The 25,045-nt window shown below is 43.4% G+C and carries 17 protein-coding genes and 9 pseudogenes; 18 read left to right on the forward strand and 8 right to left on the reverse strand.

All coding sequences use genetic code 11. The features are described 5' to 3' along the window. Positions 1–419 precede the first annotated feature (419 nt). Positions 420–1,652, forward strand: a complete 1,233-nt coding sequence (locus ACHZCY_RS08900; protein ID WP_319548645.1) for an ISKra4 family transposase — start codon at positions 420–422, stop codon at positions 1,650–1,652. On the opposite strand, the gene ACHZCY_RS08905 is transcribed toward ACHZCY_RS08900, so the two are convergent. Continuing rightward, complete coding sequence (locus tag ACHZCY_RS08905) at positions 1,649–3,034, reverse strand: IS4 family transposase (RefSeq protein WP_319548646.1); 1,386 nt, start codon at positions 3,032–3,034, stop codon at positions 1,649–1,651. The two genes, ACHZCY_RS08900 and ACHZCY_RS08905, sit on opposite strands and share 4 nt — an antisense overlap. A gap of 139 nt (positions 3,035–3,173) precedes the next feature. Here ACHZCY_RS08905 and ACHZCY_RS08910 point away from each other — a divergent pair. Further along, positions 3,174–3,359: pseudogene (locus tag ACHZCY_RS08910) on the forward strand (ISKra4-like element ISDau4 family transposase); the annotation flags it as partial. Here ACHZCY_RS08910 and ACHZCY_RS08915 read toward each other — a convergent pair. After that, positions 3,352–3,729, reverse strand: coding sequence for a transposase (locus tag ACHZCY_RS08915; RefSeq protein ID WP_319548647.1), 378 nt, complete (start codon positions 3,727–3,729; stop codon positions 3,352–3,354). The pseudogene ACHZCY_RS08910 and the gene ACHZCY_RS08915 overlap by 8 nt on opposite strands. Positions 3,730–4,306: 577 nt before the next feature. On the opposite strand from ACHZCY_RS08915, the gene ACHZCY_RS08920 reads away from it, so the two are divergent. From ACHZCY_RS08920 to ACHZCY_RS08930, 3 genes are all read left to right on the forward strand, one after another. Then, a complete protein-coding gene (locus ACHZCY_RS08920; protein ID WP_319548648.1) occupies positions 4,307–5,236 on the forward strand; it encodes a glycosyltransferase family 2 protein in 930 nt (309 codons plus the stop codon). A gap of 363 nt (positions 5,237–5,599) precedes the next feature. After that, positions 5,600–6,700 carry a transposase gene (locus ACHZCY_RS08925; RefSeq protein WP_319548649.1) on the forward strand — a complete coding sequence of 367 codons (1,101 nt, stop codon included), beginning with the start codon at positions 5,600–5,602 and terminating at the stop codon, positions 6,698–6,700. A gap of 212 nt (positions 6,701–6,912) precedes the next feature. After that, the gene (locus ACHZCY_RS08930; RefSeq protein WP_319548650.1) at positions 6,913–7,140 is read left to right on the forward strand and encodes a transposase; all 228 of its coding nucleotides are present in this window, start codon (positions 6,913–6,915) and stop codon (positions 7,138–7,140) included. On the opposite strand, the gene ACHZCY_RS08935 is transcribed toward ACHZCY_RS08930, so the two are convergent. Next, positions 7,129–8,346 (reverse strand): ISL3 family transposase, encoded by a 1,218-nt coding sequence (locus ACHZCY_RS08935; protein WP_319548651.1) that lies wholly within the window; start codon positions 8,344–8,346, stop codon positions 7,129–7,131. The two genes, ACHZCY_RS08930 and ACHZCY_RS08935, sit on opposite strands and share 12 nt — an antisense overlap. A gap of 675 nt (positions 8,347–9,021) precedes the next feature. On the opposite strand from ACHZCY_RS08935, the pseudogene ltrA (ACHZCY_RS08940) reads away from it, so the two are divergent. The 9 genes and pseudogenes from ltrA (ACHZCY_RS08940) to ACHZCY_RS08980 all read left to right on the forward strand — a co-directional run. After that, positions 9,022–10,267, forward strand: a pseudogene (ltrA, locus tag ACHZCY_RS08940) (group II intron reverse transcriptase/maturase). 549 nt (positions 10,268–10,816) lie between these two features. Continuing rightward, positions 10,817–12,100: pseudogene (ltrA, locus tag ACHZCY_RS08945) on the forward strand (group II intron reverse transcriptase/maturase). Further along, positions 11,994–12,281: a hypothetical protein gene (locus ACHZCY_RS08950; RefSeq protein ID WP_319548654.1), complete on the forward strand. Its 288-nt coding sequence runs from the start codon at positions 11,994–11,996 to the stop codon at positions 12,279–12,281. The pseudogene ltrA (ACHZCY_RS08945) and the gene ACHZCY_RS08950 overlap by 107 nt, the downstream one beginning before the upstream one ends. Before the next feature lie 123 nt (positions 12,282–12,404). Next, positions 12,405–13,352, forward strand: a complete 948-nt coding sequence (locus ACHZCY_RS08955) for an IS1595 family transposase (RefSeq protein ID WP_319548655.1) — start codon at positions 12,405–12,407, stop codon at positions 13,350–13,352. Between the two features lie 286 nt (positions 13,353–13,638). Further along, positions 13,639–13,941, forward strand: coding sequence for a DDE-type integrase/transposase/recombinase (locus ACHZCY_RS08960; RefSeq protein ID WP_319548656.1), 303 nt, complete (start codon positions 13,639–13,641; stop codon positions 13,939–13,941). 716 nt (positions 13,942–14,657) lie between these two features. Then, the gene (gene udk, locus ACHZCY_RS08965) at positions 14,658–15,269 is read left to right on the forward strand and encodes a uridine kinase (protein ID WP_319548657.1); all 612 of its coding nucleotides are present in this window, start codon (positions 14,658–14,660) and stop codon (positions 15,267–15,269) included. A 381-nt stretch (positions 15,270–15,650) separates the two neighbouring features. Beyond that, the gene (locus tag ACHZCY_RS08970) at positions 15,651–15,971 is read left to right on the forward strand and encodes a hypothetical protein (RefSeq protein WP_319548658.1); all 321 of its coding nucleotides are present in this window, start codon (positions 15,651–15,653) and stop codon (positions 15,969–15,971) included. 810 nt (positions 15,972–16,781) lie between these two features. Beyond that, a pseudogene (locus ACHZCY_RS23610) lies at positions 16,782–17,036 on the forward strand (ISKra4-like element ISDau4 family transposase); the annotation flags it as partial. 29 nt (positions 17,037–17,065) lie between these two features. Continuing rightward, positions 17,066–17,311 (forward strand): annotated as a pseudogene (locus ACHZCY_RS08980) (ISKra4-like element ISDau4 family transposase); the annotation flags it as partial. A 200-nt stretch (positions 17,312–17,511) separates the two neighbouring features. Here ACHZCY_RS08980 and ACHZCY_RS08985 read toward each other — a convergent pair. Beyond that, a pseudogene (locus ACHZCY_RS08985) lies at positions 17,512–18,216 on the reverse strand (IS1634 family transposase); the annotation flags it as partial. Between the two features lie 96 nt (positions 18,217–18,312). On the opposite strand from ACHZCY_RS08985, the gene ACHZCY_RS08990 reads away from it, so the two are divergent. Next, positions 18,313–18,621 (forward strand): transposase, encoded by a 309-nt coding sequence (locus ACHZCY_RS08990; RefSeq protein ID WP_319548208.1) that lies wholly within the window; start codon positions 18,313–18,315, stop codon positions 18,619–18,621. Positions 18,622–18,683: 62 nt separating this feature from the next. Next, the gene (locus ACHZCY_RS08995; protein ID WP_319548209.1) at positions 18,684–19,658 is read left to right on the forward strand and encodes an IS3 family transposase; all 975 of its coding nucleotides are present in this window, start codon (positions 18,684–18,686) and stop codon (positions 19,656–19,658) included. Positions 19,659–19,806: 148 nt separating this feature from the next. Here ACHZCY_RS08995 and ACHZCY_RS23615 read toward each other — a convergent pair. Further along, positions 19,807–19,995 (reverse strand): annotated as a pseudogene (locus tag ACHZCY_RS23615) (IS1634 family transposase); the annotation flags it as partial. A 57-nt stretch (positions 19,996–20,052) separates the two neighbouring features. Between ACHZCY_RS23615 and ACHZCY_RS09005 the strand changes: the two are divergent. Continuing rightward, on the forward strand, positions 20,053–20,367 hold the full coding sequence (locus ACHZCY_RS09005) for a transposase (RefSeq protein ID WP_319548583.1): 315 nt from the start codon (positions 20,053–20,055) through the stop codon (positions 20,365–20,367). Next, positions 20,325–21,185, forward strand: a complete 861-nt coding sequence (locus ACHZCY_RS09010; RefSeq protein ID WP_319548584.1) for an IS3 family transposase — start codon at positions 20,325–20,327, stop codon at positions 21,183–21,185. The genes ACHZCY_RS09005 and ACHZCY_RS09010 overlap by 43 nt, the downstream gene beginning before the upstream one ends. Positions 21,186–21,284: 99 nt before the next feature. Here the strand turns inward: ACHZCY_RS09010 and ACHZCY_RS09015 are convergent. From ACHZCY_RS09015 to ACHZCY_RS09025, 3 genes and pseudogenes are all read right to left on the reverse strand, one after another. After that, positions 21,285–22,055 (reverse strand): annotated as a pseudogene (locus ACHZCY_RS09015) (IS1634 family transposase); the annotation flags it as partial. 279 nt (positions 22,056–22,334) lie between these two features. Continuing rightward, positions 22,335–23,540, reverse strand: coding sequence for an O-antigen ligase family protein (locus ACHZCY_RS09020; protein WP_319548663.1), 1,206 nt, complete (start codon positions 23,538–23,540; stop codon positions 22,335–22,337). Between the two features lie 138 nt (positions 23,541–23,678). After that, a pseudogene (locus ACHZCY_RS09025) lies at positions 23,679–24,674 on the reverse strand (IS4 family transposase); the annotation flags it as partial. Positions 24,675–25,045 lie beyond the last annotated feature (371 nt).

Genomic DNA, 25,045 nt, shown 5'->3' on the forward strand with positions numbered 1-25,045 from the left:
CCTTATATCCTTGTAAAGATATTCAAGATCTCGGTATCCGCATGCTCATTTTACGACTCTGCTAATAGTTGCATTAAATGCTTCAATTTTGGTAGAGGTAACCTTTTGTTTTATCTAGGCCACTATTTCATCTCTATCCCGATCAACTCTTTTTTGCAAACTTGAGGACGGTTTTAATTCGGTCTCCTTATCCCATTTGATTCAGTTATAGAGAAATTTAACGGTCCATTTTCGTCGAATATAACTCACAGGGTACTGGATGCATCTTTAAAAAGGGGTGCATCCGACGTTTATGGAATGCGTAAGCCGAGTGCCCTGGAGAATAATTTAGTTATTAATTTTAGGTGGTTGAGCTGGTTTTCAGTCCAGAAACAAGCGCTTTTCTGGTGTAATATTCTGCAAAATCAGTAGGTTATGCCATGGCAACAGCGCAGAAAGCACAGACGTGGACAGAGAGCTATAAAGACATGTATCATACGAGTCTCAATCAAAAGATTGCTCACATTATCCAGTGCGTTGATGCGCCTAATAATACTCTTTTTGAGATAATCGAAAACATCAGAAAACAACACCCAGCATTAGATCCGGAACTGGGACAGATTATTATTCAAGGCGAACTTGGCAGGCACATTACTTCGCCAACGTGTGCCGATTGCGGCTCCAAGGTTCACAAGAAATACGATAATAAAAGAGAATGCATTACCATGCTTGGAACCATAACGATTAACTGCCCGTATTATGCCTGCCCAAAATGCAAGGCTGTTCATACCCCATCTGAAGATGCTCTTAATCTCAGGCATGGTGAGTACCAGTATGATATGCAGAAAATAGCAGCCCTTTTCGGTGCCAAGAAAACTTTTGAGGAAGCCGCAGAGATGATGAACGAAATATACCGTTTTGATATTTCTGCGGATACAGTGCATAAGCTTACCAATCAGGTCGCCTCAGAAATCGGCCTTGCCGAAATTACTCCAACTGCCGAAGAAGTCGCTCAAATTATAGAGTATATCTCTGAAGACAATTACCGCCGACCTATACTCGTTTTTTCTGCTGACGGTGCCATGGTTCCAATCAGGACAGAAGAAAAAGGGCAGCCCCACTGCTGGCGCGAGGCGAAAGGTATTCGTGGTTACTTGCTCGACAATGATAAAGTTGTCCTCCTTTTAAGCTGGCATCAAATCAGTAACGTCATTGAATTCCGCCAGTTTCTGGCTGAACTGAGGAAGCAGGATACCATCCCCCTGGACAAAGTGCGTCTGTGTTTTGTTGGTGATGGGCCGAAGTGGATATGGGATAGCGTCAAGGAGTATTTCCCTGAATGTCGGCAAGTTCTCGATTATTATCACTGCTCAGAACAATTACATGATTTTTCCAAAATTCACTTTCCTGAAGCAAAAATGGCCCGTTCGTGGATAGAACAGGCCAAGGTGCGCTTATTTCATAATAATGCTTCTCATGTGATTGCAGGATTGAAAAGAATGAAGTGTAAAACTGCAGAGGCAAAGGCAGAGAGGGGCAACCTGGCCAACTATCTCAAGAAAAACAAGGATAGAATTGAGTACGGTCGCTTACGGCGTGGTGGCTATCCGCTTGGCAGTGGCAAAATAGAAAGTGCCAACAAGTTAATCACTCAAGTTTCTGACTTGTTTTAACCAGTTAAAATACTGCGATTAAAAGGTGATAACGTCCTACTCTTTTGTATCGTGTCAACAGCAACACTCATGATTGTATCTACCAGCATGAGTACAACATCTTCTGTCACGATGCCCGCTGCGCGAACCTTCTCCATAGCAATGCTGGTCAACCTTTGCAGCGCTTCGATCAGGTTAAGGTCTCTCATTTCGCTGCTGCAGGCATAAAAAAGAGTTCCTAGCGTTCTTGGATCGTCATGACAGCGTTGTTCAAACGACAGAAATATGTAGCGGGACATAGCGATGGTGATATGGGCTACCATTCCGTCATAATCACGCAGTTGAGTCTCTCGCTCAAGGTTCAGATAGTGCTTCATCATTTTGAAGAACACCTCTATATCCCAGCGCTTGCCGTAAATTCGTACTATTTCTTCATCCGGCAAGTCAATTTTAGTCGACAATACTGCCAGCCATTTACGTTTTTGGTGGTGACGAACGAAAACAATTTTAACCTGTTGCCCCCTTCTGGTTTCCGTTACCACGCTCGCAAGTATTCTTGCTCTGCCGGGTCGTTTTTTCAACTGGGCGAACAGCCTCCCCAGGGTCAGCCATTTTCCTTGGTACCGGTAGAATATCTTGGGCATATTTTTCGCCATACAGATAACCGGCAGGTGTTGACCAAGGGTGGCAAGCAGAGAAGGAAAGCAAAACCAACTGTCCATCAGGATGTAATCTGCACGAATACCTCCTGCCAGAACCCTCTTGACCATTGTTTCCAGATGGGCAGTCGATTTGGTTATAGCCTCCTGTCTCCTTTTGTACCCACAGCTGCGCTTATCCAACTTCTTCTTGATTCCCTGAATCCGTTTGTCAGCCTTTGTCGAGGAGCACAAAACAAAGTCCAAAGGCAGAAAACTGGCTCCGTCAGACCAGCCAAAAGTCAACAGCTTCAATCCCTTGATGCTTTTACCGCTGTTATGGTCATAAACCCAAGAGAGCAGCTCCACAACTTTGGAGCGGGAGCGGTCGTAGGTGCTGTCATCAAAAATCAGCACCTTTTCACGCTGGTCATTTGTCAGTACATCAAGGAACCGAACAACCAGCACAACCAGTCCCAGCATGAATTTTCGCCAGTTATGCTTTGGGTTCCTGAGAAAATCGTAGGCGGCATCCTTCTCGAATTCCAATGCAGGGTTGCCAGCAATTCCTTGGGCAAAGTTCACGCCTTGAAAGGGCAGCATGAAGATGACAGTAAACAACTCCAGAGGCTTGACTCCACGCATTTTACGGATGCCGCTGCTGTTAAGCAAGGTGCCTACTTTGAAGTCGCCTATGAAGGAAGTAATTCGATCATGCAGTCGTTTTGCTTCTTGCTGCTCGTGGTATTGTTTGGTAGTGTCCATGTAAGCCTTTCCTTGTTGATATTGTTGACTTTTTCGCAGAAATCAATGTATCAAAAAGCGAAAGGCTTTTCACGTTAATATATCGTAAAATCAATAAATTACTTTGCTAAATCATTTTAAAAAACCAAGTCAGGAAATTGAGTTAATCAGCAATATTTGTCTCAATAGGTCAGGTGCTTGGTGGAAAGTTGACGATGCCAACAACATATTGAAACTACGCTGCGCAAAGTATAACTCAAAATTTTATTCGTTCTTTGATCAATATGAGAAAAGTGCGCAAGAAAAAAAGGTCTCACGAGAAAAGAGGATTCGGCGTGTTAAATGATTCCATAAACTTCCGATGCACCCTTAAAGCGCTGGCCTTTGATAATTTTTTTTATCCTCCTTTTCCTTACTGCGCCATTCAGAGCGACGCACTTCGTCAACAACAGTATTGAGGTTGCTGACAATATGAATTTCATCGTAACAATCGTGGCTTTAGCCGCATACTCTTGAATAACAGCTTCACATTCACCAGCTCTATCTATGCAAAATGCTATTGATTTTCTTAATTTTTCCAGGGGGAAGCGCTCGAAAAAGGACTCTAGAGAGGTTTTCTTTTTTCCTTTAGCCATATGAAGGACTTCACCAGTTTCTCCATTCATAACTACGGTCATATATTGATGGTGATCCCCGATTGTCTTTTCATCGATCAAAACGACACACAGACTGTCAAGAATATGGCTTGGGCAAGTATTTAGCGAATATTTTCATGTCCCATCGTTTTGCTGTACTGGCCGAGATGGGCAGAGAAACAGGAATCTTGCTAGCAGGCATAAAACGAGATAAGCTGCAAACATAGTGCATAAGACGTCTTGAGGCATGAGGATAGCTGTCTATATCTGGTGAATGCAGAGCAAAATTGTTTTTGCTGTGACTGCAATATCCCTTCACCGCCTCATGCTGAATCATTATTAGACTGATAGGTCCAAGTGGCAGGTCATACGCTGTTTGTGAAACATGTCTGTTCAAGCCAGCTTTCCTGATGCAACTAGGGCAGTAAATAACGAGCCGTTTGGCACGATGAAGTTTGACAACAGCAAGTAATCGGGTCACTTGAATTTATAGAATGATCCAACCTGATAAAACCATAAGTGACGTAATGAGGAGTTGGTGGACATGATTAAGATTTACCATCGTTAAATATGTTGGACAATTATTTAATATGGCATAGCTTTCAACTAGTCAACCTCCCTTTGTTTTCTTCAACTGTGACAAAGACCCATAAAAAAAATGAATAAATTAAGTATAGTTATCACAACTTACAATAGGCCAATAGATCTTAAAGCTACGCTGAGTTCTATTTTTAGCCAAAAAAACAACTTAATTTCTGAAGTAATAGTGGTTGACAATAATTCTGACGAAATGACAGCTATAGTTCTATCTAGCTTTTCTAGTGTGAAAAAAATTACTCTTAGCACCAATATTGGTGCTGTTGCAAGAAATTATGGCATATTATCTGCAGAGAATGATATTGTTGTTTGTCTTGACGATGACGTTCATCCTCTTTTCCTTGATGATTGGAAACTTATCTCCGCCTTAATGGAGGGTAAACAAAACATTGCGGCTATATCTTTCAAAGTATTGGGAACAAATGAATCATTAGAGCTATACTCATGGTGCCATCCTAGAGACCCAAAGACACATGCCGATAAGATCTTTTATTCTGACTATCTTTCTGAAGGTGCATGTGCAATTCGGAAAAGTTCATTCGTAGCAGTTGGAGGATATTGGGAAAAACTGTTCATTGCTCATGAAGGCGAAGACCTTGTACTACGACTTTTAGATAATGGATATGATATATTGTACTACCCTGAAATTAAAGTTGTTCATTACCACTCGAATACTGGGCGCCCCTCATGGCGTGCATACTACTATAACCATCGCAACAATCTCTGGATAATCTGGAAGAATTATAGACTACTGTATGTTATTCCAGCAATGGTTTATGCTTCCTGCCATATGCTTTTTTTTTCATTAAGATCATTTCACTTTTTAGCGTATCTTCGTGCCTGGAAAGACGCACTCATTGAATTGCCCTTAATACTCGAAGAAAGAAAGCCTATAAAACAATCTACACATAAAAAGCTTTCTCATTACAGGGCAAAAAGACCGCATATTATACAAAGACTTAGACGCCACATTCTAAACAAAGTTCTTTAGTGCCCCGTTTGGTTAAGTTGTTTCGTCCCGAGTGATTATCTACCAAAAATGAGTTATCCTTTATTCCGTGCCAGGCATATGCTCCACGGAGTACTCAGCCCTGATTAAGACCTCGTTTTTTCTGTCTGGCTGAGGGACGAAGCCTGATAGGAAAAACAAGGTTAGCAAGCGAAGCGCGGTAGATGACATTTCCAGAGGGACCAGGATGAATTGGAGTGGTATAGAAAAAGTAGACACTGAGAGAGCCTCTTGCAAAATAGAAGAAGAAACTGTTTCCAAGTTAACATTTTGAAATAATTGAGCTTCATTGCCTTTTCATGGTATTGTTTTGTACCACCAAAAGCAAAACCAATGAGAATAACAATGAAGCTCAACGACAAGATATCATGGTTAATGGGGCGTGTCCAAAAGAGTTTATTTCCTCACTTGGACGAATACCTTGATAATCCATTTACTGAGCAGGAAAAACGATTGGTAGCAATTCTTGAAATTGTTCAGGTAGAAAAATATATTTCTAGTCCTGCAGTCTACCAGTGGCGAGGGCGAAAGCCTTTTGATCGACAATCATTAGCCAGAGCATTTGTAACAAAGACACTATATCGTATCCCCACAACTAGTGATTTGATTCGTGCGCTTCAGGCTACAAAGAACCTGAGGCGAATTTGTGGATTTTCGGCTACGGGTAACGTCCCGTCAGAATCCACCTTTTCCCGTGCATTCGCAGAATTTGCTGCCAGTGAGCTTGGTAAAGAGGCGCATAATGCCCTGGTGCAGGAATACTTGGCCGATGAACTTATTGGACATATCAGCCGGGATTCCACAGCTATCGTTGGCAGGGAGAAGCCTGCCAAGAAGGTGAAAATGCCCCAAAAGCCTCGTAAGAGAGGGCGGCCTGCGAAGAGCGAAAAACGGGAACCAGCTCCATTAAAACGACTTGATCGGCAGGTTTCTTTGTCTGCGGAAAAGGCAATCTTGGAACTGCCAACTCTTTGTGACCGAGGCACCAAAAAGAATGCAAAGGGATACAAAACATCTTGGAATGGCTACAAATTACACCTGGATATTAACGATATGGGCCTACCTGTCAGTGCCCTTGTCACCTCTGCGTCATTACATGACAGCCAGGTTGCTATTCCATTGATCAAGCAAACCAGCAGTAAAGTTACTTATCTTTATGATCTAATGGATGCTGCATACGATGCCAAACGGATCAATGAAACAAGCAGGAAATTTGGTCATGTCCCAATCATTGACAAGAATGCTCGGGGTAAAGAAGTCATTCCAATGGCACCTCATGAAGCAGAACGGTACAAAATCAGATCGTCTGCAGAATGGGCTAACGGTCGATTGAAAGAAGATTTTGGTGCCAACAATGTCATGGTAAAAGGGTACTGCAAAGTAACTCAACATCTAATGTTCGGAGTGATAGTCTTATTCGCCGATCAACTCATACGCCAGCTTTGACAGAATATTAAAGAACACAAAAATAGCTTCATCGTTGCAAGGTAAGTGTGCCTATGGGACCATAATTTAACAAAAAATGTAGTGTTGAGGCGACATGACCAATACGATCGGCTAATGTCAATACCCCTGTCTGTCGTTAGCGCTTAATTTGATCATTTTGCAAGAAGCTCTGAGAGTGTGCGAATTATACTGAGCACTTCGGAGGTGTCACATTGGAAAACAGAGCCAAAAAAAGATATACAAAAGAATTCAAAAAAGAAGCGGTTAATCTCGTAGGGAAGCAGGGTTATACCAACACGGAATCAGCAAAAAACCTTGGCGTAAGCGAAGCCACAATAAGGCATTGGAGAAAGCTGTTTGGAGCAGCTAGGAGTAGTGTTGACCTAAAGAAAGATTCAGAAATTAAACGCTTAAAGGAAGAAAAAGGTTCATCCGACTAAAGCGTACTTTGTTTCATGAAGAGCCATTATTTTCAACTTGAAAAACTCCATGTCTCTGAAGCCGTACGCTTGTCGTTTCATCGTGTTAATTTTGTTATTAATACCTTCAAGAGGGCCCGTGGTAATCTGATAATCAAAGTAGGCAAGAATACCGTCACGATGTCGCTCAAGTGTCTGAGCAAATTTTTCAAGCATCGACATACCAGAGGCTTTTGCCATTTCTATCCAGCTGTCCAGGTGCCAGGTTGCAGCATGCTTGTCGTCGCCCCACCCCCAAAGCTGCCGCAAGTCTTCTTTCATGTAATATGCAGTTGCAAGGGGTTCATTCAAAGCCAATGCCCGCTCAAGTCTGACTTTATGATTCTGTTTACCTGCAAGCTTCTCACGGGCAGTGAGAAGCAACCAGCGAGAACCCTTTAAAACAGATTTCTTCATGATTTGATGGGCGGTATCAAACAACTTCCTTCTGAAATCAGAGAGTTTTTCATTAAAAAGCTTGATGACATGAAAATGGTCGAAGACTATCGTGGCATTGGGTAAATTTTCGGTCACTGCTTTGATGTATGCCCGGGACATATCCATTGCTACCGCTTTAATCTTAACCGATTTTTTTCGTTTTAATTTTACCCAGAAGGGCTCCAAAGCTTCACTACCTTTCCCGTCACCAACAAAAACAATGGCTCCGGTTTTGAAATTGAGAACTACAGTGAAGTAACGCCCTTTACCAATGTTGATATCATCCACTGCGATTAATTGAAGCTCTTTGAGCTTGGGGTTTTTATACCGTTTTTTAAGATAGCGTTTTTGCATCCCCTTGACGATATCCCAACTGATCCCCAAATGTTTGGCAACGTCTTTGATGGTCATGTGTCTGGCAAGCCCTAAGGCATATCGTTCCAACGCCTTGGTATAAGTTACTCTCTTATCGGCAAAACCAATGTCAGCCTGCCGAGTTATACGACATTGCTTGCACTCAATCCGAGTAACATATGTCACGATATAACTGGGCCGGCCACCCAAGGGCACAGAGTAGAACCAGCGTGGTAAGGCACCGTGGCGAATAATATTTTTTCCTTTGCAACAGGGGCAGCAAAGACAAAAAGGCTTTCTCTCGATGGTAAAAATAATATTCCCGCCGTGGTACTGAGTGCGCACATAATCGTATCCCTTAATCCCAAAAGCGTGATAAAGTAAACTTGTGGACATGGCGGAGACCTCCTTTTGTTGTTTGCGTTCTCAACAAACAACATGTCTCCTCCCATGTCCTTTGGCAATCAGGTTTATGCAAGCAAAGTACGCTTAATCCGGAAGAACCAAGAAAAATGAACGATTACGAATGGAGCGCGATATTTTAAAAAAGGCGGCAGCCTGTGTGCTATGAAAGCTATATAATCGATGAAGGTAGGTCCTTCGACATCGCCTTGTAGGAGGAGGTGTCAAACTGCCTCAAGCTGCTGTGGTTAAGAGTCATGGTAGTGAGCGTTGAGGAAAAGGCATGCAAGACATGTCAGGTGTGTTGTGAGGAGACGAGTGTAAACGAACCATTGATGAGGTGTCGATAGCCTTTACCAGATGTCGTCAAAACCGTTCCCCAGGTTGCGGACCGGGACAAATCAAGTGGAAACCTACTTACTGACTTGATGGCGACCGGCATTAAAGTGGCGTGAACTCACAGCTAGGCGATTATATGGAACATAGGAACCTGTCGTTCTGATGCTAAGAGAGAAATCGAACTGATAGTCCCAGGAAGGTGAGAGTACCGATGCAGGGCACAGGGGCGGAACGTTTCGTAGTAGTGATGAAGCTTCCGTAATGGACGTGAAGCGAAGGAAACGTGTCGTTCAGCAAAACACGTTGGTCAACCAGATTTTGGAGGAACCAATGAGTCGAGCAAAACCGTTTGAACTATCCAAGCGAGCTGTTTTTGATGCTTGGTGCCAAGTAAGGGCAAACCGGGGAGCTCACGGTATTGACGAACAGACTATCCAGGAATTTGAGGAAAGACTCAAAGACAACCTCTATAAACTTTGGAACAGGCTTTCATCAGGGAGCTATTCCCCGCCAGCGATCCGTGCAGTGGAAATACCCAAGCGTGATGGTAAGATGCGTCAGCTTGGCATACCAACTGTCTCAGATCGGGTTGCGCAAACAGTTGTGCGTAATCACTTTGAAAAACAAGTAGAACCTCACTTTCATCCGGACTCGTATGCGTATAGGCGAGGGCGATCAACGCTTGATGCTATACGTGTTACGAGAAAACGGTGCTGGCAGTATGATTGGGTACTGGAGTTTGATATAAAGGGAGCTTTCGACAATATCGATCATGCGTTGATGTTGAAAGCAGTGCGGCATCACACCGATTGTCGATGGACCGTCCTGTATGTTGAACGGTGGCTCAAAGCGCCTTTGAAAAAGGCTGATGGAGAAATAGTTGAGAGGACGCAAGGGACACCACAAGGTGGAGTAATAAGCCCCTTACTTTTCAATCTATATCTCCATTATACCTTTGACGACTGGATGAGACGGCATTTCCCAAATGTCCCTTTCGTTCGCTATGCCGATGACGGTCTTTTACACTGTACAAGTGAGATGGAAGCGGTTTTCCTGCAAGAACCGATTGGTAAACGACTTCGGGAATACAACCTCGATTTGCACCCTAAGAAAACCAAAATAGTATACTGCCGCGATGCCAACCGGCGAGGGCATTCCCATACTACTCAATTTTATTTTCTTGGATTCTGTTTTCGAGGTAGGCTGGCGAAAAGCAAAGTTGGGAAGTATTTCAACAGTTTCAGCCCAGCCATAAGCAAGTCCGCAGTTATTGATATCCAGCAACAAATGCGGGAATGGAATCTTGCTAGGTGGACCAACGCCGAATTAGAAGATATCGGGGAAAAGGTAAATGCTTCACTTCGAGGGTGGTGGAATTACTATGGTGCATTTTATCCGAGTGCGCTGAAGCGTGTATTTTCACATCTGAATGAAATATTAGTGAAGTGGGTAGTGAGATAAGCGTTTCAAAGGTAGTAAATGCAAGGCGAGGAAATGGCTACGTGGCCTCTCGGAACGCGAGACAAGCGCCCTTTACCATTGGCAGTTAGGTGTATTACCTGCGGTTGAACGATAGGAGCCGTATGACATGAGAATGTCACGTACGGTTGTGTGTCCAGCTAAGGCTGGTATGTTCAGCAGGAGTTAGTCCTGCTAGAGTAAGAATCAGAAGTTCTATAGCTTGGATGGCAGGTATGAGGGGAACCGATTGTCTGAAGCCCATCGACAAAGCGATCCACAGGGATTGTGAGCGAGTCACCGGGCCATAACGAGAGTGAACGCATAGGTGGCCCCGAAAGTGAGAATCCTCGGAAGCCGAGCTCGCAACCGTAGGGCGAGGCAGCATAATTAGCCGAAAACTGATTGATACTGCTGATTCATTCCGGCGGGGTGGTAGCGATAGCACGGTGACAAGGACATACCGAGCAACTGGAGAAGCCCTCCTCGTCCCAGAGAGAAATCTGTGGAGCAAGGTAGGTTCTATAACCGTAAACAGCGGGAAGTGAATCGAAAGGCGAGAGGGTGGCGGAGGGGTTTGTAGTAGCGATGAACTGGGGTAACGCCTAGTGAGCAAAGGAACCCCACTGTTACTAATCTTCTGACAACACTGGGAGGCAGGGGCGAAATGATAAAAGCGTCCATCGGTCTGCAAGACCTGAGAAGGAAGATATATTTGAAGGCGAAGTCTGATAAGGCATGGCGGTTCTGGGGTTTGTATGTGCATGTCTGTAAAATGGAAACACTTGATTTTGCTTATCGTGAAGCGAAGAAGAACAACGGTGCGCCTGGGTATAGATGGTGTGTCGTTTGCTGACATCGAGAAGGCAGGGTTGAGTGGGGTTCTTGTACAGATCCAAAATGAACTGCACTCCAGGACATATCGACCTATGCGAAATCGGATCAAAGAGATTCCCAAGGGTAATGGTAAGGTTAGGACTCTTGGAATTCCAGGGATAAGTGATCGCGTGGTTCAAGGCGCACTTAAACTCATTTTAGAAGCAATATTTGAAGCCGAATTCCAGGAGGGGTCATATGGATACCGTCCGAAGCGAACTGCTCATGCAGCGGTAGATCGTGTCGCTTCGGCAGTTGTGAAGAACAAAACACGTGTCATTGATCTAGACTTAAGTGCCTATTTTGACAACGTTCAGCATGTCACTCTCATGAGAAAGGTGGCTGAACGGGTTAATGATGACGATGTGATGCGATTGCTGAAGTTGATCTTGAAAGTAGGAGGAGCGAAAGGCGTTCCACAAGGTGGGGTAATTTCACCTCTACTCAGCAATGTCTACCTCAACGAGGTAGATAAAATGCTGGAACGAGCTAAAGCGGTGACCCAGAAAGGCAGATCCACGTATATTGATTATGCCCGTTTTGCTGATGACCTCGTGGTCTTGGTCGACGGTTTTGGAAAGTGGGAGTGGTTGTTACAAGCTGCCTACAAAAGGCTTGCAGAAGAGTTTGAAAAATTGGGTGTTCAGATGAATTTGGAAAAGACCCAAATAGTTGACCTTGCACAGAATGAGACTTTCAGTTTCCTGGGTTTTGATTTTCGGCGGTCCAAAACACGCCGTGGAGCGTGGGGGGTACGAGTTACTCCACGCATGAAAGCACGGACAACCTTGTTGCGAAAGCTCAAGGGTGTGTTTCGTCGACATCGGTCCCAACCTGTGGGTAGGGTAATTGCCCTCATAAATACCATAGTGGGGGCTGGGTGAACTATTTTCGGGTTGGTAACTCCAGCGAATGTTTTTGCTATGTGAAAGATTGGCTGGAGAAAAAGATCAGACGACACTTAATGTATGCCAGGAAACGTCGTGGCTTTGGCTGGAACAGATGGAGTAGGGCTTGGTTATATGAAACTGTGGGATTGTATAATGACTACGGAGTTCGATATCATCGTGCCTGAAAGTGCTGCCAGTTCAATAGGTCTCATTAACCTTGAAATGAACATAACAGTGAAAGCCCAGTGCGGGAAATCCGCACGCTGGGTTTGTCGAGGCGGAGGTTGGAAACGGACTTTGGGTACCGCGCCAGCCTTCGACCCTACCTGGGAGAGCATTGAGGGGCGGTTCCTCTTTGCTACTTAACTCTTCGTGATTACCACTGAACTTCAGCCACATTTATTTTTTTTTTTGGGGGGGGGTAGTCACTATATGATAAACCCGCTATGTCATAATCAACCATGACCAAAACAAATGGGAGATTAAGACATGGCCAAGAATCCAATTCAGTTTCAAAAAGGTTTGAGTTTGACAGCTTTTCTTTCCCACTACGGTGACGAATCAAAATGTTACCAAGCTCTGTTTGCATTCCGTTGGCCCCAGGGCTTTGTATGTCCCAAGTGCGGACATACGGGCCATTGCCAAATTGCATCGCGAAAGGTTCTTCAGTGCAATTATTGCCATACTCAAACATCGTTGACCGCCGGGACCATATTTGCATCGACCAAACTGCCGCTTACGGTGTGGTTCCTTGCAATATATCTCATTAGCCAAGCCAAAACCGGTATTTCTTCGATGCACCTTGGGCGCACCCTTGGAGTATCTGCCAATACGGCGCTTCGCATAAAACATAAGCTCCAGCAGACAATGAAGGAAAGGGATGATTCCCAACCGTTGAACGAACTGGTGGTCATCGACGACGCGTATTGGGGCGGGAAGAAATACGATGGGGTTCGAGGTCGTGGAGCAACAGGCAAAACACCCTTTGTAGCATCAATTTCACTCACCGAAGAAGGACACCCTGTCAAAATTCGTTTGAGTAAGGTTATCGGGTTCACAAAAGAGGAACTAACAGAGTGGGCAAAAAAACACCTCAGCCCTGATACCTTGGTGGTATCAGACGGGCTCAACTGTTTTCCCGGTGTTGAGGATGCTGACTGTGAGCACGAACCCATTATTTCCCGCACAGACAACGGGTACGATGAGTATGGTGTTTTTAAATGGGTCAATATCATGATTGGTAATGTTAAGAATGCGTTACATGGGACTTATCATCACGTGAGTCCAAGTCACCTGCCAAGGTATCTTGCAGAATTTTGTTATCGGTTCAACCGGAGGTTCGAATTGCACACAATGGTTAATCGGTTAGCGTACGTGGCGATGCGGACACCGCCAATGCCACAGCGTCTTTTAAAGTTGGCTGAAGTTCGTTGGTAATCACGTAACTCTTTGCCAAAGAAAATCTTTAAGGTATCAGTTCATTACCCAGGAAAAGAAGGCGTACCCGGTAACATTACTCTGCCATGTTCTGCAAGTTCACCGCAGCAGCTATTTTAGCTGGCTTAATCGTGGTGAATCAAAGACCTGCAGAGAAAACAAAAAGATGGCGCAGATATTATAGACTACTCACGGTTTCAGCAGGGAATCATATGGAGCACGCAGGCATGCAGATGAACTGACATCTTAGGGGTTTCCTTGTGGTAGAGCTCGCGCCAAAACAATCATGAACCTTGCAGGTGTAAAGGCTAAGCAAAAGAAAAAATATAAAGCCACCACTGATAGCGATCATACCCTGGAAGTCTTTCCAAATTTACTCCAAAGGGAATTTTCGGTAAGCGGCCCCAACCAGGCTTGGGTCTCAGATATCACGTATATCTGGACATCCGCTGGCTGGCTTTGTCTAGCCGTTGTTGTAGATTTGTTTAATCGAGAAGTTGTTGGCTGGTCTATGTGTGCGCGCATTAATCGGCACTTGGTTATCAAACCCGGATGGCTATCTGGAGAAAGAAGCCGGAGAGCGGTTTGATTTTCCACTCAGACCGTGGCAGCCAATGTTGCAGCAACGATTTAAATCATATATAGCAGGGCATGGGCTGCGAGGAAGTATGAGTCACAAGGGTGACATAATTGACTACATTGAAATGTATTACAACAGCTTCAGACGTTACAGTTATCTTGGCAATTTATGCCCAAAAGAATTCTTGAACAATTGGATGAAACTGAAAATGGTCGCATGAAAAAACTGTCTACTTTTACTTGACCATTCCAGACCGGGAGCACCAAAGAAAATAAACACAATCTAAAACCCTGTCTCGGGGGGACATGCTTTTGGCCTGCTGGCTCAAAAGACAGATAACTTCATGACTCGCGAGCAGCCAGCTATACTCGGGTAACTGTCGAGTCCCGAGATGATCTTCAGGGTCATAGCAACGCCCGAATAGAATCGCGTAATGGCATTTTTCAGGCCGCCAGAACCAGATGCTTTTGCCAAGACGTGATGTTTATTAGTATAATATACCTGCTGGCTTTACAGGTACACAATTTGCTAGAATCCACCTGAAACGTTGAGGAGCCAAAAGAACTCGATGTATGGATACAAAGCTCCTGATCTCTTGGCACAAGAGTGGTGAAAAAAGGGCCAATAAACGCTTCGATTAAACTCCTTAATATCATTAATTTACATACTACAGAGTGAATCAAAAAATATCTTTAGGAAAACAGATTCGAGAAAGGAGAATGGGCATGGAGATTGCAAAAAGACTCTTGATTGGAGTATTTGGTGGCTCAGGATCGGGCAAGACATCTATTTGTAATTGCATTTCAAGCTGGTCGAGTTGCACATTGATTGTACCAATCGATTCATATTACAATCCGGTTTTATTCAGTGATTCTATCAAAACCAATTTTGACAAACCAAATTGTATTGATAAAAAATTGCTAGTAAACCAAGTCACCAATCTTAAAAATGGTAAAGCTGTCCATAAGCCTGTATATGATTTCACAACACATCAACGACTTGATATACCGGAAAAAATAATACCCAAAAGAAATATTATCGTAGAAGGACTTTTCTCGTGTTATTGGAAAGAACTGAGGGACTTATACGACCTGATCGTATATATCCATGCTCCAGCAGACGTGAGGCTTGCAAGAAGGATAAGAAGAGATGTGGTCGAACGAGACAGGAGCGTTAATTCAGTACTTAATCAGTATTTAGATACAGTTAGACCAGGGCATAAAAATTTTTTATTACCAATTATCAAATACGCTGACATTACCCTTGATTCCAATAAGGTTGACATAGAGACGAACGCAACAAATCTACAAAAATATATCGATAACCTAGAGGTATAATGACGCCTGAAAGAAACATGGTCAGTCCTGAATGGCGCTAGTTTAAGGCGTTTTTCAACCATAAAACCGGCAGGTATAATTGGTTGAAAATGTTACTTTTAAACATGAAAAATCTAGCAAATCCAACACCTATGTTACCCGGTTTTTACCTGCCACGTCGAGGAAGGAAACCTCGTTCGACTCAACAGTTATTGGCAGATAAAAATTGCCTCCCTTCGACAAAAAACGTTTAAACAAGGGAGCATCTGCTATTTATGGCATAATTCTGTCATCTGATTTTTGCCAATTTTATTTTGTATTTTTAAGTACTTAAAGGAATTTTAAGTTTTAAGAAGAAGCACTTTTATGGTATAATACCTTGCAAAATCAGGAGGTTAAGCCATGGCAAGGGTGCTGAAAATACAGACTGGGACTAAGTATTACAAAAACATGTACGACAATAGTCTTGATCAAAAAATATCTGATATTATCCAGTGCGTTGATGCGCCCCAAAATACACTTTTTGAGATAATCGAAAATATTAGAAATATTTATCCAGCAATAGACCCTGAATTGGTTCAAATCATTATTCAAGGTGAACTCGACAAACATTTAACTTCTCCCAAGTGTACCTGTTGTGGTGCCAAGGCTCATAAAAAATATTCCAATAAAAAAGAATGCATCACCACCATTGGGACAATTACTATTAACTGCCCCTACTAAGTTTGCCCAAAATGTAAGGCCAGCCATACTCCATACGAAGATGTTCTTAATTTGAGAGATGGCAAGTACCAGTATGATATTCAAAAAATAGCAGCCCTCTTTGGTGCCAAGGAAACCTTTGAAGAGTCTGCGGAGATGATGAGTGAAATTTACCGTTTCGAAATCTCTCCTGACACTGTGCATAAACTTACCAATCAAGTCGCCACTGGAGTCAGTCTTACCGAGATTATCCCTACTGCCAAAGAAGTGGCTAAAATTGTAGAAGGTATTTCGGAAAATAATCACCGGAGACCAATTCTTGTTTTTTCTGCCGACGGAGCCATGGTTCCTATCAGGACAAAAGAAAAAGGCCTCCCTCACTGCTGGCGCGAAGCTAAGGGGATCCGTGGTTACTTGCTCGACAAAGACAAGATCGTCCATCTCTTAAGTTGGCATCAAATCAGCAATGTCGAAGAATTTAAAGATTTTTTAGCTGATCTTCGAGGCAAGGACATCATCCCTCTCGACAAGGTTCGCCTCTGCTTTGAGGGTGATGGAGCCGATTGGATATGGGACTGTGTTAAAAAGTATTTTCCTGAATGTCGGCAAGTTCTCGATTACTACCACTGCTCGAAGCATTTATATGATTTTGCCAAAATCCAGTTTACTGAAAAGGTAAAGGCAAACACATGGGTAGAGCAGACCAAGGTTCGGCTATTTCATAATAATGCCACCCATGTCATTGCGGGCCTCAATAGAATGAAATGTAAGACAGCGGAAGCCAAAACAGAGAGGGCCAACTTGGCCAATTACCTCAAAAAGAATAAGAAGCGAATTGAATATGGTCGGTTACGCCGAGGGGGTTACCCTCTTGGTAGCGGTGCAATTGAAAGTTCCAACAAGTTCATTAGTAATATTCGTCTCAAAAGATCCGTGGCCTGGTGGAAGGTTGATTATGCCAATAATATTTTGAAACTGCGTTGTGCCAAATATAATTCTAAATTTGATTCATTTTTTGATGAATACGAGAGAAACGCCAAAGACAAACGAGTTTCACGGGAAAAGAAAATCCGGGTTGTTAAATAATTCCATAAACTTCGGATGCTCCCATTGAGTATGGCCGCTTACGGCGTGGTGGCTATCCGCTTGGCAGTGGCGCGATAGAGAGTGCTAACAAGTTTATCAGCAATATCCGTCTCGAGAGGTCAGGCGCTTGGTGGAAAGTTGACTATGCCAACAACATCTTGAAACTACGCTGCGCCAAGTATAACTCAAAATTTGATTCGTTCTTTGATCAGTATGAGAAAAGTGCGCAGGAAAAAAGGGTCTCACGAGAGCAGAGGATGCGGCGTGTTAAATGATTCCATAAACGTCGGATGCACCCTACCTTGCTTGATATAATCAGGCCAGGCCGCATTCAAAGCTTGATAAAAAGACACCTGATGAAGCGTATGGAATGATGCTGCCTGCGGTAAACTTGCGTTTTCGCGCCAAATCCGAGACCTGCTCGCGAAGCCGCCTGCAAGGCGGGCTGACAGGATCCATATTTTTTCGCGTGTGCCTACATCATTGCAGTATCTTTTTTCACGGCCTGGATGCCAAAAACCTTGCGGGGACAGGCAAATGCAAGCTGTTCCATAGTAAACTTCGCTCCAATGGGTAGTTCATTTAATTGGTAAAAATGGTGACCTGGCGTTGCGAACTCTGTCGCTTGTATTTTACTCAGGACCAACCGGATTTTTCGCCAGGGCTTATCACATGTCAACTCCGCTACGCGCTCTATAAGGAGAGCCAGCACACATATTTTTACATGCGACTCGATACGATTCGGTAGCCAGTGATACATTGGCATCATTTTGATCTGGGTCTTTTTCAAGGAACGAAAGCAGCGCTCAATAACCATAAGCCCCCTATACCCGCAGGCGGCATCTTCGACGCTTATGTTTTTATCATTGGTTTCCAAAACCCATTTGCCATCATATTTTGCAGCCTCCTTGATAGCCTTACGATCGATACGGATCGTGTCGTGTCCCGTGATGGTAAGATAACGCTTGAATCGTCGTGAAGCCAACAGCTCTATCGCCCATTTATTATTAATCTTTCGATCTTTATGCTTGGAGATTTCCTCCTCAAGCATGGCTACTAATTCTTCTCGATGCAAGGCCTGCCTTTTCGCTTCCTTGGGATTGTAGCAAAGGATGTAGCGCTTGCCATTTTCGAGTAAGACCTCCTTAGCCTGAAGACTTTCAGATATCTCTCTAAAACGGCCAGGGGTAGAAAGTACTGTTTGCTTTGTACTGGTTCAGCGTGAATTGGAATTTTCAACCGTCTGAGTTAGTTTACTCATACGGAGGAATATTTCATGACCAAGAAACGAAAACAATACACCCCAGAAGAAAAAGTATTTATTTTAAAGCAGCATCTGGTGGACAACGTGCCGATATCAGATGTATGTGATCAACATCACCTTTCTCCAGCGGTATTTTACCGCTGGCAGAAACAGTTTTTTGAAAACGGTTCAGCGGCTTTTGTCACTAAACGAAAATCCAAAGAAAGCAGTCAAGAGCGCCGTATACGCGAGCTCGAGGAGAAGCTTGCGAACAAAAACGAAGTGGTCTCTGAACTCATGGAAGCCCATCTAAAATTAAAAAAAAATCTTGGGGAAATTTAAAAGGCAAGTGGGTTCCTCATGACATTCGAGACAATTGTGTTGATTTTGTCAAATATTGGGCTATGAAAACAGAATTATCATTCAAACTGTTTATAGCGTGGCTTGGCATATCAGCCAGTAAATTTTATAGCTGGAAAGAACGCTACGGCAAGAGTAATGAGCACAACGGCCAGGTCCCTCGCGATTTTTGGCTTGAAGAGTGGGAAAAGGCTGCTATCGTCGACTTTCATGATAAAAATCCACTTGAAGGATACCGGCGACTAACCTTTATGATGCTTGATAATGACATCGTTGCAGTTAGCCCCAGTTCTGTCTACCGGGTTCTGTCCTCAGCAGGGCTCCTTCAGCGCTGGGGCGCCAAGCCGAGCAAGAAAGGGACTGGATTTGTGCAGCCTCTCAAGCCACATGAGCATTGGCATATTGACATATCTCATATCAATATTTGCGGAACTTTTTATTATCTTTGCAGTATCTTGGATGGTTGTAGCCGTTATATTGTCCATTGGGAGATCCGGGAGACCATGACAGAGGCTGAAGTTGAAATAATTATCCAACGAGGGCGTGAACGTTTTCCTGATGTTGCTCCACGAATCATCTCAGACAATGGGCCCCAATTCATTGCCAAAGACTTCAAGGAGTTTATTCGTATCGCAGGAATGAAACATGTTCGGACCTCTCCCTACTACCCTCAAAGCAACGGTAAGATAGAGAGATGGCACAAATCATTGAAGACAGAATGTATCCGCCCAGGAGTTCTGTTATCTCTTGAAGATGCTCGAAAGGTAATTGCCGGTTTTGTTCGCCATTACAACACAGTTCGACTACACAGCGCCATCGGTTATATTACGCCGGAGGCTATGCTTGAGGGGCGGGATAAACAAATTTTAAAAGATCGAGATAGCAAGCTGGAAAACGCAAGAGCGGCTAGAAAAGCCAAGAGACGGCGACGACTAAGTTGTACCCCCGTAGCAAACGAGATTAATTTGGCAAGGCCAAGCCCTACGGGTGCTCGCAAGCTCGCAGCCTTGCCAAATTAATCTCGTTTGCTGGACCTGAAGGTGGCGATGACGGAGAGGCGTCTCCGACGGGGCTCCAACAAAAAGGCTTTTATTAGCTGGCAACAATCCGGCTATTACCAACTAACTCAACAGGCTTAAAATTCCAGTTCCAGCTGAAGCAAAACAGCTTTACTTCACTCACACTTGCCATCCTGGTTGCCAGGAGATATGTTCCGCAGGCTTTAGCAAGTTCTGTGCGATTATCTGTTGAGTTCATGCCTGAGTCAGCAACAAACAGTGCACGCCCAAGATTCCAGCCACGGAGATCCTTTTTTATAGTCTCTACCGTGCTGACAGAAGTGGTGCCGCCAATCCAGACCAGTAGCTAAGTTAACATTTCTGTAGTTCCTCAACCATGTTAGAATGAGGAATTATGAAAAAGCAAAGACGGAAACACAGTGCAGAATTCAAGGCCCGAGTGGCATTTGAGGCTATCCAGGGCTTGAAAACCCAGAGTGAAATAGCCAAGCAGTTTGAGATCCATCCGATCATGGTCGGCAAATGGAAAAATGAACTGCTTGAGCGAATGCCGGAGCTGTTTGAAGGCAAAAGAAAGCAAGGACAAGGTGGGACTGACAAGGAGCGACAGCAGCTCGAACGCAAAGTTGGCCAGTTGACGATGGAGGTCGATTTCCTCGAAAAAAAGTGCGAACAGTTGGGAATTCCCGTGAAAAAGCCAAACTCGTAGAGCGGAATTGTCAACTGAGCATTCGGCGTCAATGTGAGTTGCTGGGCATTCCACGTTCGGTTGTTTATTACCAGTTATCTGGTGAATCTCCAGAGAATCTTGCGTTGATGGAAAATATCGACAAATTACACCTCGAAGACCCGGCAGCTGGCAGTCGTAGGATGTTCAAATATTTACGCCGATTAACGGGCAAACAAATTGGTCGTCGAAAAGTCCGTCGGTTGATGCGGGTAATGGGGGTTGAGGCTATATACCCCAGAAAACGAACAACTATTCCTGGTGGACCGGAAGGAATTTTCCCATATCGTTTGCGAGGGCTTACAATTTCTCGCCCCAATCAGGTGTGGTGTGCTGATATCAGCTATATTCCAATGCGTAGAGGCTATGTGTACCTTTTCGCTATAATGGATTGGTATTCGAGGAGAATTATAGACTGGGAGATTTCTACAACCTTGGACACCGCTTTTTGCATCCTGTGCCTAAAACGTGCTTTAAATGATTTTGGAGCACCGGAGATCATGAACACAGATCAAGGCTGCCAGTTTACCTCTGAAAAGTGGATAGACTGTTTGCAGGATGCAGGCGTTACGATCAGTATGGACGGCAAGGGAAGATGGGTTGACAATGTGATGATTGAGCGTTTTTGGAGAAGTATTAAATATGAAGATATATACCTGAAATCATATGAGAACCCTAAACAATTGACGCAGGGGATTGCAGCTTATGTTCTCCGGTACAACACCATTCGTCCCCATGAATCACTCGACGACAAAACCCCGGATGAGATATATCGGGGAGAAGTAAAAAAAGCGGCCTAAAAAAACTCCCTCTTCCCCGCGGGGAAGAGGGAGGACACATGGAACTACGAAAATAACTTAGAACTCCATGGTGTTGGTCTAAAGAACGAGACCACTTCTGACATCGGCAGTATTTCCTGGAAAGACCCAACTTTTGACTGGTATACCTTCCCTGGTGACGGCCAGGGCAACGATAATTTGGGGTGCCCAGAAACCTTCCTTGGCATGGCCATACTGACGGAGCCCGTCATCCTCGTCTTCATAGTCGATGGAAAAGGATGCAGTGGTGGTGTCATAAAAAATAATATCCACTGATAAGTTCAGAAGATTTGCAACCTGGTGAAAAATCTGCTTTTCAATTTCCTCCGCATTTTCATGCAGAATATCCATGGCCTCATAAAGCTGGCGTAGTTTGAAATGACCACACTCAGGCAGGTAAACCGTATTGAGCCACCTCTCCCACACTCCGAGCTTAGATTCCGGACAACAAAAGCGATTGGCAACCATCGCCAGTATGGCTTTATCGTAATCGACGCCCTTGTCATGGGTTGCTTCACGGATAACTTTACCGATCCCAAGCTGCTCCCACAGTTCTGCTATGACGCGGACAGTTCCGTATTCTAATGTCCTGAGTATCTTGACATCGGCAGGTAGGCCTCCCTTTGAACAAGCCGCATCCAAAGGATCAATAACCTCAACCCCACAGACCCTGGCAATGGATCGGCACAAGCGGACAAGTTCATCTCGATCAAGTTCATCAGCCCTGCCGAAGCTATGGATGATCTTGGCTGTAGTCCGTTTGGTCTCTGGGTGTCGTACGTTATGGGCGAGCTGGTAATATTTGGTTACCGAGCCGTCTTTGTTCTTTCGTTGTGTTGTTCGCAAGTACATGATTGCCTGTTAAAATAACACAACATTCTATATTAACAAGTGTAAATCAACATCGCGTGTGCCCACATGCTTCGACCATTTTGAAGGGCTCAAAAACAGCAACTCCCTAAAGTTACTGGAAAATAAAATTTGCATTGATCAAAAATGTGCCTACATTCCGAAAACGCAAGGTAAACCTGGCAGCATAAAAAAACGGCAGAGAGTCCACTTAAGAAACAGCGGCAACTGTTCAAACAAGTGGGGCCACTTCTAACTGCTAAAATTGGTTGCAATCGCAATTCATCTAGAACTAACTTTTTCAATAAAACAATTATAAAAACAAATTGAAATAAATATTATTATCCACAATAATTTTTCCCACTCTGCGCTCAAAAATGTTGCAGTAGCCACATAGGCTACCAAACTAGTAAAAAGTGCATTTGATATACTAATAAAATTATAACATTTGGTGTTTTTTGTTAATCTCTTTACTGAAAGCAATCTTTCCAGTGTCAAGTATATTATTGATATAAAAATTATGAATCCAAAAATTCCTTGTTCAGCTAAAATTTCCAACCAAGTGCAGTGAGCTATCTGAGAACTAGAAATTTCTGAATTATAAGAAACAGAATAATACTTGAATTTTCCGTGCCCAACGCCAAAAATAGGTTTTTCTTTAACCATATTAACTCCAGCTATTAATAATTTTTTTCTAGCATCGGTAGAAACCTTAGCGCCGTACATTTCACTATTCATCTCACTTTCCATGTCAATTATGTTTCCAATACCAAATCTACCAAATAAATGACTTGGTAAAATTTGAACAATAAAAAAAAGAGAGATAAATAAAAAAAAGCAAATTTTTTTTCTATTTACTTTTTCGCTTAACAAAAATACTAATAATCCAACGAGTAAACCAATGACACCGCCTCTTGAAGCTGTTAGCAACAATGTTGCAATCATTATTAATGATAATAGAAAAATAAATATTTTTTTATTTTTATCTAATTTAGAATAAAAAATAAAATTTAGTAAAATTATAATACATAAGACTAAAGCCAAAGCAAAATAGTTTGGATCGCCGAACACTGACTGTGGTCGTGCAATTCCAAGATAAAAATATTCTTTGAGCCCTCGGTATGTAGCGAAAAACACTCCTACTATTATGCATATAATAGATTTTTTTACTTTTTCTATAGAATCTATACACCTTATACTTACAAAAAAAAATATTAAAAGGGATAGTATTGTCTGAAATATATAATTTTCGCCAAACTCATTAGAAATTGCAATTCGAAAAATTCCATATAAAAAAAACACTACTATTAAAAATTCTAGTGTTGATGAGCGATGTACTGGCCTCGATTCTACCCTCCTGTAAAATATACTATAAGTAAAACTTAAAATTCCGAATATTTTTACAAGTGATAATCCAGCAAAAAGATTATAAAAAGCTGGATACTGTGAAAAAGGTGTAGTTACAATGAGGAGGTAAATAAAAATCATTTAAGGAAACCTTGAAAAATACACTTTTAAAATATCATTTATCTTAACTGGAGCGATGAAAGCTGTGGAGAATCAACAGGTTGCTTCCTGGCGACCTAAAAAGCCTGATAAAATCATTTCAAGCAAAGAGGATGAGTGTAAAACCCGGAGTATTTGTGTCATCGAATAGCTCAACTTTGCTTTGGATTTCAGAAAAGCGACAAGAAGGTAAACACACAGCGCAATCCAGACTTGGGTGAGTACGGCATTTTCTGATGTTCCCAAGAAGGTTCGGATTTTCAGGTTTTGTTTGATCCACTTGAAAAATTGTTCGATCTACCAACGCTCTTTGTAAATATCCGCAACCTCTGCTGCTTTCAGGTGATGGGCGTTGGTAACAAACGGTATTGCTTGCCAGTATGCGGGTCAATGAAGCCCACAAGGCGAAGCGGTTGCTCGATGCCCTTGCGCCCAGCCCGCTTGAGGAGGTATTCGACCTCAGCATTGCTTTTGAGGCGCGTCACAAAGAATAGACCATTGCGAGTGAGATCTCACCGTACCAGTCATAATCGGTGAACCCTCTATCAAAGCAGAGGAAAGAGCCCTTGGGTAATGTGAGTGTCCTAGCCCAGTTGATTGCATTAACTTTGCCGTTGGTCATGTCCATAAATGCAGGGAGATAACCACCTGCATCCAGACCAGAGTGTAACTTAATTGCTCCTTTTGACTTCGAAATTCGGCCCATGGAAATGCAGCAAGACAGAGGTTGATGGTTGTCGTATCAACGGGGTAGAGCTTTCCGCTGAATGAAAATTTGTAATGGGAAGCAATTCTTTGGCACTTAGTGAGGAGTTCACTGAAAATATTTTTATAGAGACTTGCGGGTTGCCGCTCATTGACTCGGGCTAAAGTAGCCCTGGAAGTTAACTTCATCCCGAGGTGGTAGAGCTTACCTTGTTGGACCTTCAGATTATGAATGATGTCCCGAAGGCTTTTGCGACCTGAGAGCTGCCCTATCAACATCGCCATGAATTGGCTCCAGCGGTTGCATGAGCGAAACTTCTGTCCTGCGTGATGAATATCGGCATAATAGTCGAAAACATGTCGTGGGATAGATGCAGTAATTTGATGAAGGATGGTGTTATAATGTGCCATGGCTCGGATATCCTTACTGTTATGTTGTTTTTCGCAAATTCATTACAATACAAGCAGCTCTCTGAGCCTTTATTTATGGTCCTGTCATCACGACAGTAACAGGGTTTACATACAGGGGACTTGCACCCCATTAGAGCACGCCCATGCCGGGCGTACACCACGCAGTCAAGCCGACTCCGGTTGTCATCAAAATACATTTTAATCCCAATCCTCGCGGCTTATTGCAAGCCCCGTTCAATTTTGCGGGGCCACCTCTGTTGAGCAATTACCTTTTCCAGCTACATTCTAGTTCAACTTGTGCAGTTCTTCGAGAAGGTTCAAGCCGTTAAATTAGACTACACCTGTAACCATCCTTTTTTTTGGGGGGCTAC

Source organism: Desulfogranum marinum, assembly GCF_963675105.2.
Taxonomy (GTDB): domain Bacteria; phylum Desulfobacterota; class Desulfobulbia; order Desulfobulbales; family Desulfobulbaceae; genus Desulfogranum; species Desulfogranum marinum.

What these genes read in the sequence shown, in the direction of transcription:
- ACHZCY_RS08900 (WP_319548645.1), top strand. Translation starts at nt 420, where the DNA reads ATGGCAACAGCGCAGAAAGCACAGACGTGGACAGAGAGCTATAAAGAC.
- ACHZCY_RS08905 (WP_319548646.1), bottom strand. Translation starts at nt 3,034, where the DNA reads ATGGACACTACCAAACAATACCACGAGCAGCAAGAAGCAAAACGACTG.
- ACHZCY_RS08920 (WP_319548648.1), top strand. Translation starts at nt 4,307, where the DNA reads ATGAATAAATTAAGTATAGTTATCACAACTTACAATAGGCCAATAGAT.
- ACHZCY_RS08925 (WP_319548649.1), top strand. Translation starts at nt 5,600, where the DNA reads ATGAAGCTCAACGACAAGATATCATGGTTAATGGGGCGTGTCCAAAAG.
- ACHZCY_RS08935 (WP_319548651.1), bottom strand. Translation starts at nt 8,346, where the DNA reads ATGTCCACAAGTTTACTTTATCACGCTTTTGGGATTAAGGGATACGAT.
- ACHZCY_RS08950 (WP_319548654.1), top strand. Translation starts at nt 11,994, where the DNA reads ATGCCAGGAAACGTCGTGGCTTTGGCTGGAACAGATGGAGTAGGGCTT.
- ACHZCY_RS08955 (WP_319548655.1), top strand. Translation starts at nt 12,405, where the DNA reads ATGGCCAAGAATCCAATTCAGTTTCAAAAAGGTTTGAGTTTGACAGCT.
- ACHZCY_RS08960 (WP_319548656.1), top strand. Translation starts at nt 13,639, where the DNA reads ATGAACCTTGCAGGTGTAAAGGCTAAGCAAAAGAAAAAATATAAAGCC.
- udk (WP_319548657.1), top strand. Translation starts at nt 14,658, where the DNA reads ATGGAGATTGCAAAAAGACTCTTGATTGGAGTATTTGGTGGCTCAGGA.
- ACHZCY_RS08970 (WP_319548658.1), top strand. Translation starts at nt 15,651, where the DNA reads ATGGCAAGGGTGCTGAAAATACAGACTGGGACTAAGTATTACAAAAAC.
- ACHZCY_RS08990 (WP_319548208.1), top strand. Translation starts at nt 18,313, where the DNA reads ATGACCAAGAAACGAAAACAATACACCCCAGAAGAAAAAGTATTTATT.
- ACHZCY_RS08995 (WP_319548209.1), top strand. Translation starts at nt 18,684, where the DNA reads ATGAAAACAGAATTATCATTCAAACTGTTTATAGCGTGGCTTGGCATA.
- ACHZCY_RS09005 (WP_319548583.1), top strand. Translation starts at nt 20,053, where the DNA reads ATGAAAAAGCAAAGACGGAAACACAGTGCAGAATTCAAGGCCCGAGTG.
- ACHZCY_RS09020 (WP_319548663.1), bottom strand. Translation starts at nt 23,540, where the DNA reads ATGATTTTTATTTACCTCCTCATTGTAACTACACCTTTTTCACAGTAT.